Source organism: Streptomyces sp. NPDC051921 (assembly GCF_040680975.1).
In the GTDB taxonomy this organism is placed as follows: Bacteria; Actinomycetota; Actinomycetes; order Streptomycetales; family Streptomycetaceae; genus Streptomyces.
Genome location: NZ_JBFAXU010000004.1, coordinates 411,766 through 428,375, shown reverse-complemented (window position 1 = coordinate 428,375; position 16,610 = coordinate 411,766). Strand labels below are relative to the sequence as shown.

At 71.5% G+C, this 16,610-nt stretch carries 17 protein-coding genes; 3 read left to right on the top strand and 14 right to left on the bottom strand.

Annotation, left to right across the window (positions count from 1 at the left end):
* Both AB0M16_RS08550 and leuA read right to left on the bottom strand, forming a co-directional pair.
* Positions 1 to 297, bottom strand: a 297-nt coding sequence (locus AB0M16_RS08550; protein WP_365340211.1) for a collagen-binding domain-containing protein, incomplete at its 3' end; no start/stop codon positions are given.
* Positions 298 to 547: 250 nt separating this feature from the next.
* Complete coding sequence (gene leuA, locus AB0M16_RS08545; RefSeq protein ID WP_365340209.1) at positions 548 to 2,311, bottom strand: 2-isopropylmalate synthase; 1,764 nt, start codon at positions 2,309 to 2,311, stop codon at positions 548 to 550.
* Positions 2,312 to 2,605: 294 nt separating this feature from the next.
* Between leuA and AB0M16_RS08540 the strand changes: the two genes are divergently transcribed.
* Both AB0M16_RS08540 and AB0M16_RS08535 read left to right on the top strand, forming a co-directional pair.
* Positions 2,606 to 3,655 (top strand): M4 family metallopeptidase, encoded by a 1,050-nt coding sequence (locus AB0M16_RS08540; RefSeq protein ID WP_365340207.1) that lies wholly within the window; start codon positions 2,606 to 2,608, stop codon positions 3,653 to 3,655.
* 20 nt (positions 3,656 to 3,675) lie between these two features.
* The gene (locus AB0M16_RS08535) at positions 3,676 to 3,942 is read left to right on the top strand and encodes a protealysin inhibitor emfourin (protein ID WP_365340203.1); all 267 of its coding nucleotides are present in this window, start codon (positions 3,676 to 3,678) and stop codon (positions 3,940 to 3,942) included.
* Positions 3,943 to 4,110: 168 nt separating this feature from the next.
* Here AB0M16_RS08535 and era read toward each other — a convergent pair whose 3' ends face one another.
* From era to AB0M16_RS08500, 7 genes are all read right to left on the bottom strand, one after another.
* Positions 4,111 to 5,052 carry a GTPase Era gene (gene era, locus AB0M16_RS08530; RefSeq protein WP_365340201.1) on the bottom strand — a complete coding sequence of 314 codons (942 nt, stop codon included), beginning with the start codon at positions 5,050 to 5,052 and terminating at the stop codon, positions 4,111 to 4,113.
* 30 nt (positions 5,053 to 5,082) lie between these two features.
* A complete protein-coding gene (locus AB0M16_RS08525) occupies positions 5,083 to 6,036 on the bottom strand; it encodes a DUF916 domain-containing protein (RefSeq protein WP_365340255.1) in 954 nt (317 codons plus the stop codon).
* A 77-nt stretch (positions 6,037 to 6,113) separates the two neighbouring features.
* Positions 6,114 to 7,463 carry a beta-xylosidase gene (locus AB0M16_RS08520; protein ID WP_365340199.1) on the bottom strand — a complete coding sequence of 450 codons (1,350 nt, stop codon included), beginning with the start codon at positions 7,461 to 7,463 and terminating at the stop codon, positions 6,114 to 6,116.
* Between the two features lie 189 nt (positions 7,464 to 7,652).
* Complete coding sequence (locus AB0M16_RS08515) at positions 7,653 to 8,132, bottom strand: hypothetical protein (protein WP_365340198.1); 480 nt, start codon at positions 8,130 to 8,132, stop codon at positions 7,653 to 7,655.
* A 215-nt stretch (positions 8,133 to 8,347) separates the two neighbouring features.
* Positions 8,348 to 8,710, bottom strand: coding sequence for a cytidine deaminase (locus tag AB0M16_RS08510; protein WP_365340197.1), 363 nt, complete (start codon positions 8,708 to 8,710; stop codon positions 8,348 to 8,350).
* Between the two features lie 36 nt (positions 8,711 to 8,746).
* The gene (locus tag AB0M16_RS08505) at positions 8,747 to 9,481 is read right to left on the bottom strand and encodes a hypothetical protein (RefSeq protein WP_365340196.1); all 735 of its coding nucleotides are present in this window, start codon (positions 9,479 to 9,481) and stop codon (positions 8,747 to 8,749) included.
* A 174-nt stretch (positions 9,482 to 9,655) separates the two neighbouring features.
* Positions 9,656 to 10,540, bottom strand: coding sequence for a helix-turn-helix transcriptional regulator (locus tag AB0M16_RS08500; RefSeq protein WP_365340194.1), 885 nt, complete (start codon positions 10,538 to 10,540; stop codon positions 9,656 to 9,658).
* 102 nt (positions 10,541 to 10,642) lie between these two features.
* Here AB0M16_RS08500 and AB0M16_RS08495 point away from each other — a divergent pair, with 102 nt between their 5' ends.
* A complete protein-coding gene (locus tag AB0M16_RS08495; protein ID WP_365340192.1) occupies positions 10,643 to 12,076 on the top strand; it encodes an MFS transporter in 1,434 nt (477 codons plus the stop codon).
* Positions 12,077 to 12,079: 3 nt separating this feature from the next.
* Here the strand turns inward: AB0M16_RS08495 and AB0M16_RS08490 are convergent, their stop codons facing one another.
* The 5 genes from AB0M16_RS08490 to AB0M16_RS08470 all read right to left on the bottom strand — a co-directional run bounded on the left by AB0M16_RS08490 (position 12,080) and on the right by AB0M16_RS08470 (position 16,565).
* On the bottom strand, positions 12,080 to 12,433 hold the full coding sequence (locus AB0M16_RS08490) for an MmcQ/YjbR family DNA-binding protein (protein ID WP_365340190.1): 354 nt from the start codon (positions 12,431 to 12,433) through the stop codon (positions 12,080 to 12,082).
* Entirely contained in the window at positions 12,430 to 13,737 is a 1,308-nt protein-coding gene (locus tag AB0M16_RS08485; RefSeq protein ID WP_365340188.1) for a hemolysin family protein, read from the bottom strand. The genes AB0M16_RS08490 and AB0M16_RS08485 overlap by 4 nt, the downstream gene beginning before the upstream one ends.
* 11 nt (positions 13,738 to 13,748) lie before the next feature.
* Positions 13,749 to 14,246 (bottom strand): rRNA maturation RNase YbeY, encoded by a 498-nt coding sequence (gene ybeY, locus AB0M16_RS08480; RefSeq protein ID WP_365340186.1) that lies wholly within the window; start codon positions 14,244 to 14,246, stop codon positions 13,749 to 13,751.
* Between the two features lie 12 nt (positions 14,247 to 14,258).
* The gene (locus tag AB0M16_RS08475) at positions 14,259 to 15,320 is read right to left on the bottom strand and encodes a PhoH family protein (RefSeq protein ID WP_365340184.1); all 1,062 of its coding nucleotides are present in this window, start codon (positions 15,318 to 15,320) and stop codon (positions 14,259 to 14,261) included.
* Between the two features lie 144 nt (positions 15,321 to 15,464).
* Positions 15,465 to 16,565, bottom strand: a complete 1,101-nt coding sequence (locus AB0M16_RS08470; RefSeq protein ID WP_365340182.1) for a PfkB family carbohydrate kinase — start codon at positions 16,563 to 16,565, stop codon at positions 15,465 to 15,467.
* Positions 16,566 to 16,610 lie beyond the last annotated feature (45 nt).

The window sequence follows — 16,610 nt, the reverse complement described above, 5'->3', positions numbered from 1 at the left end:
GCCGACGACGAGGCTGTGGCCGCCGGGCAGGGCGGCGAGGTCACCGGAGGTGAGCCGGCTGCCGATGGAGAAGCCGGAGCGCTGCTCGGGGCTGCCGAAGGTGGCGTCGCCCCCGACCGCGACCGCACCCTCGGAGTCGGAGTGGCGCACGGAGTCCTGCTCGACGAACTCGGCGTAACGCCCGGCCGTACCCAGCGGGTCCGGGTCGCACGCGGTGGCGGCGGAGGCGGCGGGAGCCCAGGTGAGGGCGGCTCCGGTCACCGCGAGGACGGCGGCCACGGCAGCGGACGTACGCATGCGGAACTCCAGGTCGGGAGGGCGGGGAGAGGGTCTCCAGGGGGAATGTCCGAGTGGACGAGCAGACCTTCCGCCACGCCCTGATGTGCCGTCAACTCACCTGATATGCCACTGATTCCGGCATGTCGCCATGATCTTCCTTAAGTGAACCTGAAACCGTGACGCAGGTCACGAAAGAAGCCGCCCCGCACCCTCGGGGGGTGCGGGGCGGCCTGCGGTGTCCGGTCGGCGGATCCTCGCGGATCCGGCGTCAGCGCGCCGAGCGGTTGACGGCCGAGACGACCGCCTTCAGGGAGGCGCGGGTGGTGTTGGCGTCGATGCCGATGCCCCACAGGACCTTGCCGTCGATGGCGCACTCGATGTACGAGGCGGCCTGCGCGGAGGCGCCCTCGCTCATCGTGTGCTCCTGGTAGTCCAGCAGGCGGGCGTCCACGCCGACCGCCTGCAGGGCGGCGAAGAAGGCGGAGATCGGACCGTTGCCGGAGCCGGTCAGGACGGTCTCGACGCCGTCCACGACGGCCTCGACCTTCAGGGTGTCGGTGCCGTCCGTGTCGGAGGTCGACTGGCCGGAGCGCAGCTGGATGCGGCCCCACGCGTTGTCCGGGTTGGGCAGGTACTCGTCCTGGAAGACGGACCAGATCTCCTTCGGCGTGACCTCGCCGCCCTCGGCGTCGGTCTTGGCCTGGATGATCCGCGAGAACTCGATCTGCATCCGGCGGGGCAGGTCCAGCTTGTGGTCGTTCTTCAGGACGTACGCGATACCGCCCTTGCCGGACTGCGAGTTGACGCGGATGACGGCCTCGTAGGAGCGGCCGACGTCCTTCGGGTCGATCGGCAGGTACGGAACGGCCCACTCGATGTCGTCGACGGTCTTGCCCTGGGCGGCGGCGTCCGCCTCCATGGCGTCGAAGCCCTTCTTGATGGCGTCCTGGTGGGAGCCGGAGAAGGCCGTGTAGACCAGGTCGCCCGCGTAGGGGTGGCGCGGGTGGACCTCCATCTGGTTGCAGTACTCGGAGGTCCGGCGGATCTCGTCGATCTGCGAGAAGTCGATCTGCGGGTCGACGCCCTGGCTGAACAGGTTCATGCCCAGGGTCACCAGGTCGACGTTGCCGGTGCGCTCACCCTGCCCGAACAGGCAGCCCTCGATGCGGTCGGCGCCGGCCATGATCGCCAGCTCGGCCGCCGCCACGGCCGTGCCGCGGTCGTTGTGCGGGTGGACGGACAGGCAGACGTACGCGCGGCGGGTCAGGTTGCGGGACATCCACTCGAAGCGGTCCGCGTGCGTGGACGGCGTCGAGCGCTCCACGGTGGCGGGCAGGTTCAGGATGATCTCGCGGCCGGGACCGGGCTGCCAGACGTCGCAGACCGCCTCGCAGACCTCCAGGGCGAAGTCCAGCTCGGTGTCGGTGAAGATCTCCGGGCTGTACTGGTAGCCGAAGGTGGTCTCCGGGCCCAGCAGCTTCTCCGCGTACTCCATCACCAGGCGGGTGCCGTCGACGGCGATCTGCTTGATGTCGTCCTTCGAGCCGCGGAAGACGACCCGGCGGAAGGTGGGCGCGGTCGCGTTGTACAGGTGCACGGTGGCGCGCTTGGCGCCGATCAGCGACTCCACGGTCCGCTCGATCAGGTCCTCGCGGGCCTGGGTCAGTACGGAGATGGTGACGTCGTCCGGGATCGCGCCCTCTTCGATGATCGAGCGCACGAAGGCGAAGTCGGTCTCGCCGGAGGACGGGAAGCCGACCTCGATCTCCTTGTAGCCCATGCGGACCAGCAGGTCGAACATCTCGCGCTTGCGGGCCGGGCTCATCGGGTCGATCAGCGCCTGGTTGCCGTCGCGCAGGTCCGTCGACAGCCAGCGGGGCGCCTTGGTGATGCGCTGCTCGGGCCAGGTGCGGTCCGGGATGTCGACGGCCTCGTACTGCCCGTACTTGTGCACGGGCATGCCGGACGGCTTCTGCGTGTGCGTCGCGGTGGTGACGGGGGTCGGGCGGCTGATGAACGGCGACTGGGACATGCGTAGGGCTCCTCGGGGTCCTGCGGGGAGGGACGGCCGACTGTCGAACGCAACACCGAAACCCGCGGGGAGGGGGTCGGCCTACGACTACAGGCCCTCGCCGCGGCAGCTAAGGAGAAGCAGCCCGAAACGCATGATGTGCGTCACTGTAGCCGAGGTGCGGCGGAGGCGGACGTCCCGTTTCAGTATGCGGGACGGCGCCCCCGTCAAGGCCGAAAGGTGACTCATCACTCCATTTCGCCAATCATGGTCGCAGCCCGTGACACTCGGAGCACACAGTGCCACATTGCCGGTATGACACCCCACTTCTGCTCGATCGTGCCGCCCCACATCCTTGAGCGGCTGGCGCAGTCCGAGAACCCGGCCTACGCCGAGGCCGCCCGGCGCACCCTCGCCGTGGACACGACCCAGCGCACGGAGCGCAGGCTCCGCGCCGAGGCGCCCGAGACGCGCACCACGGCGGGCCGGGCCTCCGACGAGCCGCAGCGCACGATCTACGACGTCCGCAACGGCACCGTGCTGCCCGGCACGCAGGTGCGTGCCGAGGGCGAGGCCGACGTCAGCGACGTCACCGTCAACCGTGCCTACGCCGGGCTCGGTGCCACCTTCGAGCTCTTCCTCAAGGCGTTCGACCACAGCTCGGTCGACGGCAACGGGCTGCCGCTGCTGGCGAGCGTGCACTTCGACGAGAAGTACGACAACGCCTTCTGGAACGGCGAGCAGATGGTGTTCGGCGACGGCGACGGAGAGCTCTTCCTGGACTTCACCATCCCGCTGGACGTCATCGGCCACGAACTGGCGCACGGCTTCACCCAGTACACGGCCAACTTCGCCTACTTCGGGCAGTCCGGCGCGCTCAACGAGTCGGTCTCGGACGTCTTCGGCTCGCTCGTGAAGCAGCACGCGCGCGGCCAGTCGGCCGATGAGGCCGACTGGCTCATCGGCGAGGGGCTGCTCGGTCCCGCCATCGACCGCGGGGTCGCACTGCGCTCCATGAAGGAGCCGGGCACGGCCTACGACGACGACGTCCTCGGCAAGGACCCGCAGCCGGCGACCATGGACGACTACGTGCGCACCAGCTCGGACAACGGCGGGGTGCACATCAACTCCGGCATCCCGAACCACGCCTTCTACCTGCTGGCGACGGAGCTCGGCGGCTTCGCCTGGGAGCGGGCCGGCCGGATCTGGTACCACGTGATGACCAGCGGCGAGCTCAGCGAGGAGGCCCGCTTCTCCGAGTTCGCGCGGGCGACGGCCGCCTCGGCGCGGGTCCTCTTCGGCGAGGGCGACGAGGTGCAGGCCGTGCTGAAGGCCTGGTCGGCCGTCGGCGTACCGACCTCCTGACCCGCTGGTAGACAGGTGCCATGCGGATTCGAGTGCGCCGCACGGGCGGCTTCGCGGGAATCGAGCGGTCGGCGGAGCTGGACACCACCGGCCGTTCGGACGCCGACGAACTGGGGGCCCTGGCCGACGAGGTCCTCGCCGACGGCGAGCGGGAGGGCCGGCGCGGCGTGCCCGACGGCTTCTCGTACGAGATCACGATCGACGGCCGGACCGTCCGCTGCGACGACCCCGACCTCACGGAGGCGCAGCGGGCCCTGATCCAACGGGTCCTGAAGGAAGGCGCGTGACGCAGCCCCGCCAGGGCGCCGGCGGTCCCACGGGGCCGCCGGCGCCGTCGCGCTGCCCGCGACCGGGGCACTCACCCGCCCGCGGCGCCGCTCCGGCCTACCGGGCGGCACACGCCCGGCCCGGGGAGCCAGGGGGCGAGGCCCGGAGCGCCGGGGGCGACCCGCCCCCTAGAAGCCCAGCTTCCTGAGCTGCTTGGGATCCCGCTGCCAGTCCTTCGCGACCTTCACGTGGAGGTCGAGGAAGACCGGGGTCCCGAGCAGGGCCTCGATGTGCTTGCGGGACTTCATGCCGACCTCCTTGAGGCGGCTGCCCTTGGGGCCGATGATGATGCCCTTCTGGCTGGGGCGCTCGATGTACACGTTGGCGTGGATGTCGAGCAGCGGCCGGTCCGCCGGGCGGTTCTCGCGCGGGATCATCTCCTCGACGACCACCGCGATGGAGTGCGGCAGCTCGTCCCGGACGCCTTCGAGCGCGGCCTCGCGGATCAGCTCGGCGACCATCACCATCTCGGGCTCGTCGGTGAGGTCGCCCTCGGGGTAGAGCGGCGGGGACTCCGGCAGGAGCGGGATGAGCAGGTCGGCGACGAGCTGGACCTGCTTGTCGCCGACGGCGGAGACCGGCACGATCTGGGCCCACTCGATGCCCAGCTCCTTGCCGAGCTGGTCGATGGCGATCAGCTGCTCGGCGAGGGTCTTGGAGTCGACGAGGTCGGTCTTGGTGACGATCGCGACCTTGGGGGTCTTCTTGATCTCGGCGAGCTCCTTGGCGATGAAGCGGTCGCCGGGGCCGAGCTTCTGGTCGGCCGGCAGGCAGAAGCCGATCACGTCGACCTCGGCCCACGTGGTGCGCACGACGTCGTTCAGGCGCTCGCCGAGCAGGGTGCGCGGCTTGTGGAGGCCGGGGGTGTCGACCAGGATCAGCTGCGCGTCGGGGCGGTGCACGATGCCGCGGACGGTGTGCCGGGTGGTCTGCGGCCGGTTGGAGGTGATGGCCACCTTCTGGCCGACGAGAGCGTTCGTCAGGGTGGACTTGCCCGCGTTGGGGCGGCCGACGAAGCAGGCGAAGCCGGCCCGGTGGGGGGCGGTGTTCTCATCAGTACGAACGCTCATGGGGGCCATTCTCCCCGATGCGCGCCCGCCTCACGTACTCAGTGCCCCACGGTGCCCTCGGCGGCGCCGGATCCGCAGGCCGAGCAGCCCGGCCGCACCCCCCGCCGCGAGCACCGTGACGGGCAGCCAGGGCAGGGCGAGGAAGGAGACCCGCCCGCTCTCGCGGACGTCCTTGGCGGTGGCGGTCAGGGTCACGTCGCCCCAGTCGAACTGCGGCGAGCCCGCCCAGCGCTCGGTGAGCCGGATCCTCTGCCGGGGCAGCAGTTCGGCCGGCAGCCGGTCCAGGTCGCGGGAGAGCAGGGTGCGGCCGAAGAGCCCCTGGGCCTTGAGCGCGACCTTGGGGTTGAGGGTGACGTTGCCGCGGTTGTGGAGGGTGTAGGAGACGACGGCGCTGCTGGTGCCGGTGCCGGGCACGAGCGGCCGGTCCTGTTCGAGGGTGACGTCCTCGACGGAGAGGGCGGGGACGGTGGGCCCGCCGACCCGCAGGTAGACCCGGGCGCCGACCGCGCGCTGCACGCCGAGGGCGACCGAGCCGCCTCCCGCGGCGATCCGCTCGTCCAGGGCCACGAGGGCCCCGGGGTGGTCGCCGGGCTCGGCGTCGGCGGGGACGGTGAGGGTGTACGGCACGGTGACGGCGGACCGGGGCGGGACGGTGACCCGGTCGCGGTCCGGCGTGATCCAGGCGCCCGCGCCGGTCTGCTTCTCCTGCCGGGTGCGCACGGCGAAGCCGCCGTCGCGTTCGGTGTTGTAGGCGTCGGCGCCGTAGAGGAGGAAGGTGAGCGGGGCGGCGGTCTTGTTGGCGACGGTGACCTTGTCGGTGACGGTGGTCCCCGGGTCGGCGGAGAGGTAGAAGTACGGGCGGCTGCCGAGCTGCGAGGCGGCCGGATAGACGGCCCACTCGCCGTTCTCGGCGGCGGAGGCGGGGGGCGCCCCCTGGACGCCGAGCAGCAGCGCGGCGCCCAGGAGGCCGATGACGTGTCGCAGGAGGACGTACGGCTTGCGCACGGGTGCGGACCCCTTTGGCTCGGTTCTCTCGGAACGGCTCGGTTCTCTCGGAACGGTCAGGACAGCGTCAGCGTGAGCACGCCCGCGTAGCTGCCGGGTGCGGTGTATGCCGGGACGTCGAGCGAGAGCCCGGCGTCGACGGTGAACTCGCCGCCCGTGAGGGTGCCGTTGGGCGTGGACGCGAGGGTCGCGCCGGTGCTGCCCACGGCACCGGCGCTGCCCGGGACGCAGGTGCTGGGGCTGCCGGGCTTGGTGACGCAGGCCGGGCTCCAGCTGAGCTTCCCGGCGCCGATGGCGGCGCCGCCGGGACCGGTGAAGTCGCTGACCTTGCCGGTCAGGGACCAGCCCGCGGGGCCGCCGCGGAAGTCCTTGACCGTCACCGTCTGCAGCGCGCCGGTGGCCGCACCGCCCTGGCCGAAGTCGACGGCCGAGAGCTGGACGGCGTCACCGGCCTGGGTCATCGACAGGGTGCCCGCCTTGACCGTGGCCGTGATCTTCTGGCTGTTCGGCGGCGCCGGGGTGTCGTCGATGACCTGGTACGCGACCGGGCCCGCGCCCTTGTCGGGGTCCCAGGCCGCGCCCTCGTACGCCACGATCCCGGTGGTCGCCAGGTCGGAGACCCTCAGGCGCGCGGCGAAGCCGCCCTCGCTGTCCGTGGTGACGGTCATCTTGTCGGCGGTCTCGGCCGCACCGGCCCGGCCGACGACGGTGACCTCGGCGAGCGGGGTGAACTTCGTCCCGGTGACGGTGACGCGGACGCCGGGCGCCCCGGAGGCGTTGTCCAGCTGGAGGGCCCGCTCGTTGGCGCCGGGCTGCGGGGCCGCCGTGACCGTCTCGGAGACCGGGGCGGGCGGGTTGGTGACCGTGCAGGGCGTGTCCAGCTCCATGATGTAGCTGGTGTGGATGTTGTAGTCGCCGGGCGAGAGGGTGATCGCGCCGGGCGCGGTCACGGTGAAGGTGCCCTTCATCGAGAAGGGCGGGAAGGTGCCCTTGCCGGGGACGGGCGGGTTCTTCTTCTCGCCCGTGACCGTGACGGAGCCGGACTGGGCGCCGCCGAGGGTGACCTTGCCGCTCGGCGTCATGATGTTCTCCGGGAGCGCCAGGTCCACCGGGTTCGAGGCGGCGGGCTTGGTGACCGTGTAGGTGACGGTGACCGTGTCGCCGACCTTCGGCGCCGCGTTGTCGACGGTGATCTGGGCCGTGGTGGTGCCGTCGATCGGCGGGATGCCGGCGATCGGCGGCGGTACGCAGTGCGTCGCGAACTCCACGGGCGCGGAGGCCGCGGTGACCGCGCCGGCCGGGGCGGCGAGCGCTCCGCCGGCGGTGAGGGCGAGCGCGGTGACGCCGAGGGCGGCGGACCAGCGACGCCGTCTTCGCACCGCCGCGCGGCTTCTTTTCAGTGCCATGTGGGCCCCTCCTGAGGGATGAGAGGGCGCCATTGACGGCTGCGGGCCGAGAGAAGTCAATGGAATCGAAATGCACCGACTGATGACCCATCAGATCATGTCAAGATCAGGAGATGGAGAACGTTTCCCCAGGTCACAGCAGAGACCGGTACCGCCGTCGGCGGTACCGGTCGGCCGTGCGGAAGGAGCTCAGCTGAACACGAAGGGCCCGGGCGACTGCGAGGTGAGGGCGTCGCAGTTCACGGTGACGCCGAAGATCACCATCTTGAGCGCGGTGCCCGCGAAGTAGGAGTTGAGGCTGTCACCGGAGGCGACGGTCCCACTGAGCGGGCCGATCGTGACGGCCTGGTTCGCGGCGAGCGGCGGGTTCTTCTTGCCGGTGAAGACCCGGGTGCCGCCGCCGGCCTTGGCCAGCGTCAGCGTGGCGTTGATCTGGTCGGCGCCGACCGCGATCGGCGTCTTCACGGCCGAGGTGAGCGTGATCGTCGCGGCGGTGCCGCTCTGCGTGGCGGTGAGGGTGGCGCCGCCGCCGCCCCACGAGCCGCAGTCGTACGTGGCCGTGGCCGAGCCCGGCGACACGGCGGCGGCACCCGGCGCGAAGACGAGGGCCGTGGCGGCGAGCGCCCCGGAGAGCACCGCGACGATCCCTAAGCTGCTTCTGGTTCTCATGGCGAGGTCGTACCCCTTCCGATGACGAACGCAGGGGTGCGGACACTGCGTCAAGGAGACTCCGCGAGAACGGCGGAGATCTGACGGCCCGTCGGACCGTTCGCAGCTATTGATGCGCATTCTTCACAAGAGCACAAGGCTCACGCGGGAGCGGTACCACGGGGGGCCCGGCGCATCGTGCTCGCGCCGGGCCCCCGTGCGTACGGTGCCGGGATTCAGCCCGCGGTGACCGCCGCGCGCAGCCGGCCGTCGGGGCCCGCGAGCAGCACCGGGGTCTCCGGCCCGCCCAGGTCCCGAACCGCCGCGCGGTCCTCGTCGGACGCGGCCTCAGCGGCGGAGACGACGGCCGCGGCCTCCAGCGACTGGGCGCCGCTGGCCACGGCCATGGCGACCGCGGTCTGCAGGGCGCTCAGCTTGAGCGACTCCAGGTCGACGGTCCCGGCGACATAGGTGCGCCCGGTCTCGTCCCGCACCGCCGCGCCCTCCGGCACCCCGTTGCGGGCGCGGGCGCTGCGCGCCAGCGTGATGATCTTGAGGTCCTCGGCGCCGAGGTCGTCGTGCTCGCGGTTGAGTGTCATGATCCGAGGATAGGTCGGGCCCCGACGGGGCCGGGATCAGCCCTGGGCGGCCTTGACGAACTTGTCGGTGGCGACCTTCGCGATGCCGTCGAAGTCCTTCTTGGACGCGGCGGCGTCCGCGAGGTGCATGAGGCGGAACATACCGGCGCCCTGGCGGGCGACGACGAGCTTCGGCTCGATCTTGATGCCGGGCGCGACCTCCAGCGAGAGCCCGAGCGCGAGCGCCTCCTCGGCGCCCTGCGGGGCGGTGATCTTGGTCGCGCCGAGCTTGATCTTCTGCCCCTCGGACTCGACGGTGAACTCGGCGCAGCCGTCCAGCGCCGTGGACAGCTTCTTGACGTAGTCCGCCGCACCGGTGCCGGGGAAGGTCGCCACCTGCTCGCTGAGCTCGGACGCGTTGTTGCCGATGACGAAGTCGACGCTCGCCCCGGTGGTGGCACCCGCGATGTCGGGGCCCATCATGTCGGCGAGCGGCTGGCACGCGGCCTTGTCGGCCTTGTAGACGCTCGTCGACTCCTCCGCCTTCTTGGTCTTCCAGCCGGAGGGCAGGTCCTTGACCTCCAGGGCGGCGGCCTTCATCTGGGCGTCCGTCAGCGGCGTGGCGGCCGGGGCCTGGGAGGTGGGGGCCGCGGAGGCAGAGGCCGACCCGGCGGCGGAGGGCTTGTCGGCGCCGTCCTTCTTCGTGTCGTCGGAGCCGCCGCACGCGGCGGTCAGCGAGAGCGCGGAGACGGCGAGAACGGCGGACAGACCACGGGTGATACGCGTACGCATGATGCGGGAGCCCTCGAGGGTGAGAAGGACGGCGGGAAGCAGCACGGCCGCGTCCCGCGGCAACGTGTGGGGTGAGAATATCCAGGCCCTCCGACATCACCGCACCGAGGCCCCCCGTTCCCCAAGAGAATGCCAAAACCCCTGGTCGTAGCCCCTGCCCTCCGGGGCTGACGGTCAGCCCGCGACGGGGAACATCGCCCCGCGCCGCCCCTGCGGAGACACCAGCCACTCCAGCTTCGCCGCCGTGTCGGCCTCCGGGAGCGGGGTGTGCAGCACGATCACGAGGTCCGGGCGGGCCGGCACGCGCAGCTGGGTGGCCTCGACGAAGAGCGGGCCGACCAGCGGGTGCTCCATCTCCTTGCGGTTGAGGCCGCCGGGCCGGATGTCCCGCCGCTCCCACAGCTCCGCGAACTCCGGGCTGGCCTCCTTGGCCTCCTCGACCACGGAACGGAAGCCGTCGTCCCCGGGATGCTCCGAGCAGGCGGCGCGGAACTGGGCGACGACCTGCGGCGCGAGCTCCTCCCAGCCGTTCGACCGCGCCCGGTAGAGCGGGTCGGTGAAGAAGGCGATCAGGCAGTTCTGCACGAGCTCCGGCCGCATCCCGAGGACGATCGCCGCCGCCTCGTTGTACATGACCGTGTTCCAGTACACGTCCATGATGTGCGCGGGGAACGGCATCCACGTGTCGATGAGGCGCCGCAGCCCGTGGCACATGTCCCGGTCCTCGGGCGCGGCCTCGGGAGCCGGCGGGTTGAGCCCCGCCAGGACGTACAGGTGCCGCCGCTCGGTCGGGCTGAGCCGCAGCACCCGGGCGACCGAGTCGAGGACCTGCGGGGAGACGGTGATGTCGCGGCCCTGCTCCAGCCACTGGTACCAGGAGACCCCGACCCCGGCGAGGACGGCGACCTCCTCGCGGCGCAGTCCGGGCGTGCGGCGCCGACCGCCGTCCGGCAGGCCGGCCTCGGTGGGGCTCACCCGGGCCCGACGGCTCATCAGGAACTCGCGCAGTTCCGCGAGTCGGTGGGCCTTGCCGTCCGTGTTCTCCACTGCCGTGGCCACGTGTGCTTCCTCCCCCTGGACGCGTGGTGGTGCCTGGTGGTGCGACCAACAGGATAAGTTCCCGCTCCCCACGGGCATTCCCGCGCCGCGAGAGTCGTGGCCATGGCAACCGTCACCTCCTCCGAGGCCTCCCGGGCCGAGACCGCCCCGGTCGTTCCCGCTCCCCCGGCCCCCGCGCCCGGCGCCGCCCCGGCCGGCCGCGCCAGGCTCATCCTGATCGTGCTGTGCGCCGCCCAGTTCATGGTGTCGCTGGACTTCTCCGTCCTGAACGTGGCCCTGCCCGTGCTCGGCGCCGACCTCGGCCTCAGCACCTCCGCGCTCCAGTGGGCCGTCACCGCCTTCGCCCTGCCGTCCGGCGGCTTCCTGCTGCTCTCCGGCCGGATCGGCGACCTGTACGGGCGCAAGAAGCTGTTCCTCACGGGCCTCGCGCTCTTCGGCGCGGCCTCGCTGCTCGCCACCTTCGCCTGGAGCCCGGCCGCCTTCCTCACCGGCCGCGCCCTGCAGGGGCTGGGTGCGGCGGCGATCGTGCCGACCGGCATGGCGCTGCTGACCACCACCTTCCCCGAGGGTCCGCAGCGCGACCGGGCGCTCGGCATCTCCGGCACCATCCTGTCGCTCGGCTTCACGGTCGGCATGGTCCTCGGCGGCGTCATGACCGACACCTTCGGATGGCGCTCCACCATGGGCCTGCTCGCCCTGTTCAGCGCGCTCGTGCTGCCCTTCGCCCCGGGCCTGCTGCCCGAGTCCCGGACCCCTGAGCGCCCCCGCCTGGACGTGCCGGGCGCGGTGACCGTCACCGGTGGTCTGCTGTCCCTGATCTACGCCCTGTCGACGGCGGCGCAGCGCGGCTTCGGCGGCGCGGACGTCCTGGTCACCCTGGTGGCGGGCGTGGTCCTGCTGGTCGCCTTCGTGGTCGTCGAGTCCCGGCACGAGGCGCCGCTGGTGTCGCTGCCGATGCTGAAGCGTCGCACCGTCGCCTTCGGAAACCTGGGCGGGCTCGTCACCTTCGCGATGATGTCGACCGTCGTCTTCGTCCTGACCCTCTACCTGCAGGAGACGCTGGGGCTCTCCGGCTTCCAGACCGGTCTGGTCTTCGGCGTCCAGGGCGTCATGTCGGTCCTCGCCGGCTCCTTCGCCGCCAGGGTGATCGGCCGGTTCGGCGCCCGCCGCACCCTCGTCCTCGGCCTCGCCGGGCAGGGCGTGCTGACCGCCGGGCTGCTCGCCATCGGTGGCGGCTCGGGCGCGGTCCTGGCGACGGTCGCGGTCTCGCTGGCCTCCATGTGCCACCTGGGCGCGATCATCTCGTACGGCGTGACCGTCACCTCCGGCGTCCCGGACGAGGAGCAGGGCCTGGCCACCGGTCTGGTGACCACGACCCAGCAGGTCGGCCTCACCGTCGGCATCCCGCTGCTCGGCGTCCTCGCCACCACCGGCGACAGCCTGTACGGGGGCGTGCGCACGGTGCTCGCCCTGGACGCGGCGATCGTCCTGGCGACGGCGGTCCTGGTCGCGCTCGGCCTGCGCAGGCGTGCCTGACGCTCAGGGCCGGTCGAGGCGGAGCCGTACCGCCTTCGGAAGACCGGCGACGACGAGGTCGTACGAGTCCTCGACGAGCTCCCGGACCATCCGGTCCGGGAGCTCTCCCACGCTCACGGTGTTCCAGTGCCGCTTGTTCATGTGGTAGCCGGGGGCGACCGCCGGATACTCCTCGCGGAGCCGTACGGCCTCGTCCGGGTCGCACTTGAGATTGACCGTCAGGGGGTCGGCGTCCAGCCAGGACAGCGCGAACATCTTCCCGGCCACCTTGAAGACGGAGACGTCGGGACCGAAGGGGAACTCCTCGCTCGCGTCGTTGAAGTCCAGGCAGAAGGCGCGCAGCTGGTCGGGCGTCACGAGTCGGGTCCCTCCTCGGGGCCGGCGGTGCCGACCGGTTCGACGAGCACGGTCACGATCTTGTTCCGGCGGCCGGCCGGGGACTCGGCGGTGAGCCGCAGGGTCCGCCCGTCCGGCAGCTCCACGACCGAGTTGGCGCCGGCGATCGGCACCCGGCCGAGGGCCTTGGCGAGCAGTCCGCCGACCGTCTCCACGTCCTCGTCGTCGTACTCGTCGGGCCCGAATCCGTAGAGCTCGCCGAGGTCGCCGATGTCCAGGCGGGCGGTGACCCGGTAGCGGTCCTCGCCGAGCTCCTCGACGGGCGGCAGCTCCCGGTCGTACTCGTCGGTGATCTCGCCGACGATCTCCTCCAGGATGTCCTCGATGGTGACGATCCCGGCCGTGCCGCCGTACTCGTCGATGACGACGGCGACGTGGTTGCGCTCCTGCTGCATCTCGCGCAGCAGGTCGCCCGCGTTCTTGGTGTCGGGCACGAAGGCCGCGGGCCGCATCGCGGTGGACACCAGGTCGGCCTCGGCCTCCCGGTTGATGTGCGTCTTGCGGACGAGGTCCTTCAGATACACGATCCCGACGACGTCGTCCTCGTTCTCGCCGGTCACCGGGATGCGCGAGAAGCCGGAGCGCAGCGCGAGGGTGAGGGCCTGCCGGACGGTCTTGTAGCGCTCGATGCAGACGAGGTCGGTGCGCGGCACCATCAGCTCGCGCACCAGGGTGTCGCCAAGCTCGAAGACCGAGTGCACCATGCGGCGCTCCTCGTCCTCGATCAGCGACTCCTGCTCGGCCAGGTCGACCATCGCGCGCAGTTCGGCCTCGGAGGCGAACGGGCCCTTGCGGAAGCCCTTGCCGGGCGTGAGCGCGTTGCCGATGAGGATGAGCAGCTGCGGGATCGGGCCCATGATCCGGGCCAGCGGCAGCAGCACGTACGCGGCGGCCGTCGCCGTGTTCAGCGGGTGCTGGCGGCCGATGGTGCGCGGCGAGACGCCGACGGCGACGTACGACACGAGCACCATCACGGCGATCGCGACGAGCAGCGCCTGCCAGGTCTCCGAGAACTCCTCCAGGCACGCGTACGTGACGAGCACGCCGGCCGCCATCTCGCAGGCGACACGGACGAGCAGCGCCACGTTGAGGTAGCGGGTCGGGTCGGAGGCGACCTGCGCGAGCTTCTCGGCGCCGCGCCGCCCGGACCGTACGGCCTCGGCCGCCCGGAAACTGGAGACCCGGGCGATGGCGGCCTCGGCGCAGGCGGCGAGCCAGGCGACGACGACGAGGGCGACGGCGCCCAGGATCAGCTGAGCACTCATGATCGCCCCGCTCAGGAGACGGTCGGCGCCGGCGACGGGCCGGTCAGGCCCTTCTCCGCGCGCCAGCCGTCCACGATGGCGGCCTGGAGACCGAACATCTCGGCCTTCTCGTCCGGCTCCTCGTGGTCGTAGCCGAGCAGGTGCAGCACCCCGTGGACGGTCAGCAGCTGCAGCTCCTCGTCCATGGAATGCCGCGTCGGCGCGTCCTCGCCCTGCTTCTTGGCGACTTCGGGGCAGAGCACGATGTCGCCGAGGAGCCCCTGCGGGGGCTCCTCGTCGTCCTTCGTCGGCGGGCGCAGCTCGTCCATCGGGAAGGACATGACGTCCGTCGGACCGGGCAGGTCCATCCACTGGATGTGGAGCTGCTCCATCGCCTCGGCATCCACCACGATCACCGAGAGCTCGGAGAGCGGGTGGATGCGCATGCGCGCGAGCGCGTAGCGGGCGATGTCGAGGATCGCCTGCTCGTCGACCTCGGTACCGGACTCGTTGTTGACGTCGATCGACATGTGCGGTTGCTTCTACTTCCCGTTACGGCTGTCCTGACGGCCGCCGGTGCGGCTGTCGTTGCGGCTGTCGTACTTCTCGTACGCGTCGACGATACGGCCGACGAGCTTGTGCCGTACGACATCCTGCGACGTGAGCATGGAGAAGTGCACGTCGGCCACCCCGTCGAGGATGTCCCTGACCTGCCGCAGACCGCTCTTCGTGCCGCCCGGCAGGTCGACCTGGGTGATGTCACCGGTGATGACGATCTTCGAGTCGAAGCCGAGGCGGGTGAGGAACATCTTCATCTGCTCGGGGTTCGTGTTCTGCGCCTCGTCGAGGATGATGAACGCGTCGTTGAGCGTCCTGCCGCGCATGTAGGCCAGCGGCGCGACCTCGATCGTCCCGTTCGCCATCAGCTTGGGGATCGAGTCGGGGTCGAGCATGTCGTGCAGCGCGTCGTAGAGCGGCCGCAGGTACGGGTCGATCTTCTCGTAGAGCGTGCCGGGCAGGAAGCCGAGCCGCTCGCCCGCCTCGACGGCCGGCCGGGTCAGGATGATCCGGGTGACCTGCTTGGACTGCAGGGCCTGGACCGCCTTGGCCATGGCCAGATACGTCTTGCCGGTGCCGGCGGGGCCGATGCCGAACACGATGGTGTGCTTGTCGATGGCGTCGACGTAGCGCTTCTGGTTGAGGGTCTTGGGTCGGATGGTGCGACCGCGGCTGGAGAGGATGTTCTGCGTGAGCACCTCGGAAGGCGTCTCGACCGCGGCCTCGCCCTCCCCGCTCTCCTCGCGCAGCATCGCGATCGACCGTTCCACGGCATCCTCCGTCATCGGCTGTCCGGTGCGGAGCACCAGCATCATCTCGTCGAACAGACGCTGGATCAGCGCGACTTCCCGCGCTTCACCGGTCGCGCTGATCTCGTTTCCCCGTACGTGGATGTCCGTCGTCGGGAACGCTTCCTCGATCACGCGCAGCAGGGCGTCACCGGAACCCAGCATCATCACCATCGGGTGCTTCGCGGGGACCGTGAACCGGGCGCGTGCCTGCCCCGGCGCGAGGGCGGGGGCGTGGGCTGTGGGTGTCTGAGTCATGGGCCGGCACTGGGGCCTGCACATACCTCCTGTTGCAGGGTTCTCGCTGCTCGACAACCTCTCGGATACCAAGCCTACGACTCGCCCGGGACAACCCTGAACGGATTTACGGGGCGGGCCGGGAGGCCGCCGGGCGGCGGCGCCTCAGGAGGTGGGGGCGGCGCGGAAGCCGATGGTGGGGACGGCCCGGCGCAGCGGCCAGGAGCGGGCCGGGACGGGCAGCAGGCGCTCCAGGAAGGCGTAGCGGTCGCGCAGGGCGGCAGGGTCCTGGCACTCGTGCCCCTGGACGTGCTGCCACCAGGCGGCGATCTCGCCCCAGGTCGGCGCGGACAGCGATCCGCCGAACTCCTGCACGGACAGGGCCGCGGTCAGTCCGGCGAAGGCGAGCCGGTCGGCGAGCGGCCAGCCGGCGAGGGTCCCGGTCACGAACCCGGCGACGAAGACGTCCCCGGCGCCGGTCGGGTCGAGCGCCGAGACCTGGATGGCGGGCACCTCGGCGGTGTCGCCGGTGGCCCCGTCCACGGCGTAGGCGCCCTCGGAACCGAGCGTGACGACGGCGTACCGCACCTTGTCGGCGAGGGCCCGGGCGGCGGCGCGGGGGCAGTCGGTGCGGGTGTAGCGCATCGCCTCGGCGGCGTTGGGCAGGAAGGCCTCGCAGTGCTCGAGGTCGGTGAGCCCGGCGAGGTCCCAGCGCCCGGTGTCGTCCCAGCCGACGTCGGCGAAGACCTTGGCGCCGGAACCGGCCGCCCGGGCCACCCACTCCTCGCTGCGGCCGGGCACCAGCGAGGCGACGGCGGCGCGGGCGTGCGGCGGGTAGGCGGGGAGGGCGCCGTCGAGGGGCGGGGCGGCGTGGCCGTGCGACACCATGGTCCGCTCGCCCTCGTAGGCCATCGAGACGGTGACGGGGGAATGCCACCCGGGCACGGTCCGCGAGAGCGAGAGATCGATCCCCTCGCCCTGCTCCAGGGCGTCCCAGCAGTACTCGCCGTAGTGGTCGTCGCCGAACGCGGCCGCCAGCGAGGTCCGCAGGCCGAGCCGGGCGAGCGCGGTCGCCATGTTGGCGACGCCGCCGGGGCTGGACCCCATGCCGCGGGCCCAGGACTCGGTCCCCCGCACGGGGGCCGAGTCGAGCCCGGTGAAGATGATGTCGAGGAAGACCGTGCCGGTGAGGAAGACGTCGCACTGGGGGTCGGTGGGCTCGCGGAGGCGCACCAGCGGGTCGACGTCGTTGTCGCGTTCGGTCACGGCAGGCTCCCCGGTCGTGGTGCGGCGGATCGGCACCGTGGTGCT

What these genes read in the sequence shown, in the direction of transcription:
- AB0M16_RS08535 (WP_365340203.1), top strand. Translation starts at nt 3,676, where the DNA reads ATGCGGATTCGAGTGCGCCGCACGGGCGGCTTCGCGGGAATCGAGCGG.
- leuA (WP_365340209.1), bottom strand. Translation starts at nt 2,311, where the DNA reads ATGTCCCAGTCGCCGTTCATCAGCCGCCCGACCCCCGTCACCACCGCG.
- ybeY (WP_365340186.1), bottom strand. Translation starts at nt 14,246, where the DNA reads ATGTCGATCGACGTCAACAACGAGTCCGGTACCGAGGTCGACGAGCAG.
- AB0M16_RS08520 (WP_365340199.1), bottom strand. Translation starts at nt 7,463, where the DNA reads ATGGCACTGAAAAGAAGCCGCGCGGCGGTGCGAAGACGGCGTCGCTGG.
- AB0M16_RS08475 (WP_365340184.1), bottom strand. Translation starts at nt 15,320, where the DNA reads ATGACTCAGACACCCACAGCCCACGCCCCCGCCCTCGCGCCGGGGCAG.
- era (WP_365340201.1), bottom strand. Translation starts at nt 5,052, where the DNA reads ATGAGCGTTCGTACTGATGAGAACACCGCCCCCCACCGGGCCGGCTTC.
- AB0M16_RS08495 (WP_365340192.1), top strand. Translation starts at nt 10,643, where the DNA reads ATGGCAACCGTCACCTCCTCCGAGGCCTCCCGGGCCGAGACCGCCCCG.
- AB0M16_RS08505 (WP_365340196.1), bottom strand. Translation starts at nt 9,481, where the DNA reads ATGCGTACGCGTATCACCCGTGGTCTGTCCGCCGTTCTCGCCGTCTCC.
- AB0M16_RS08515 (WP_365340198.1), bottom strand. Translation starts at nt 8,132, where the DNA reads ATGAGAACCAGAAGCAGCTTAGGGATCGTCGCGGTGCTCTCCGGGGCG.
- AB0M16_RS08540 (WP_365340207.1), top strand. Translation starts at nt 2,606, where the DNA reads ATGACACCCCACTTCTGCTCGATCGTGCCGCCCCACATCCTTGAGCGG.
- AB0M16_RS08510 (WP_365340197.1), bottom strand. Translation starts at nt 8,710, where the DNA reads ATGACACTCAACCGCGAGCACGACGACCTCGGCGCCGAGGACCTCAAG.
- AB0M16_RS08485 (WP_365340188.1), bottom strand. Translation starts at nt 13,737, where the DNA reads ATGAGTGCTCAGCTGATCCTGGGCGCCGTCGCCCTCGTCGTCGTCGCC.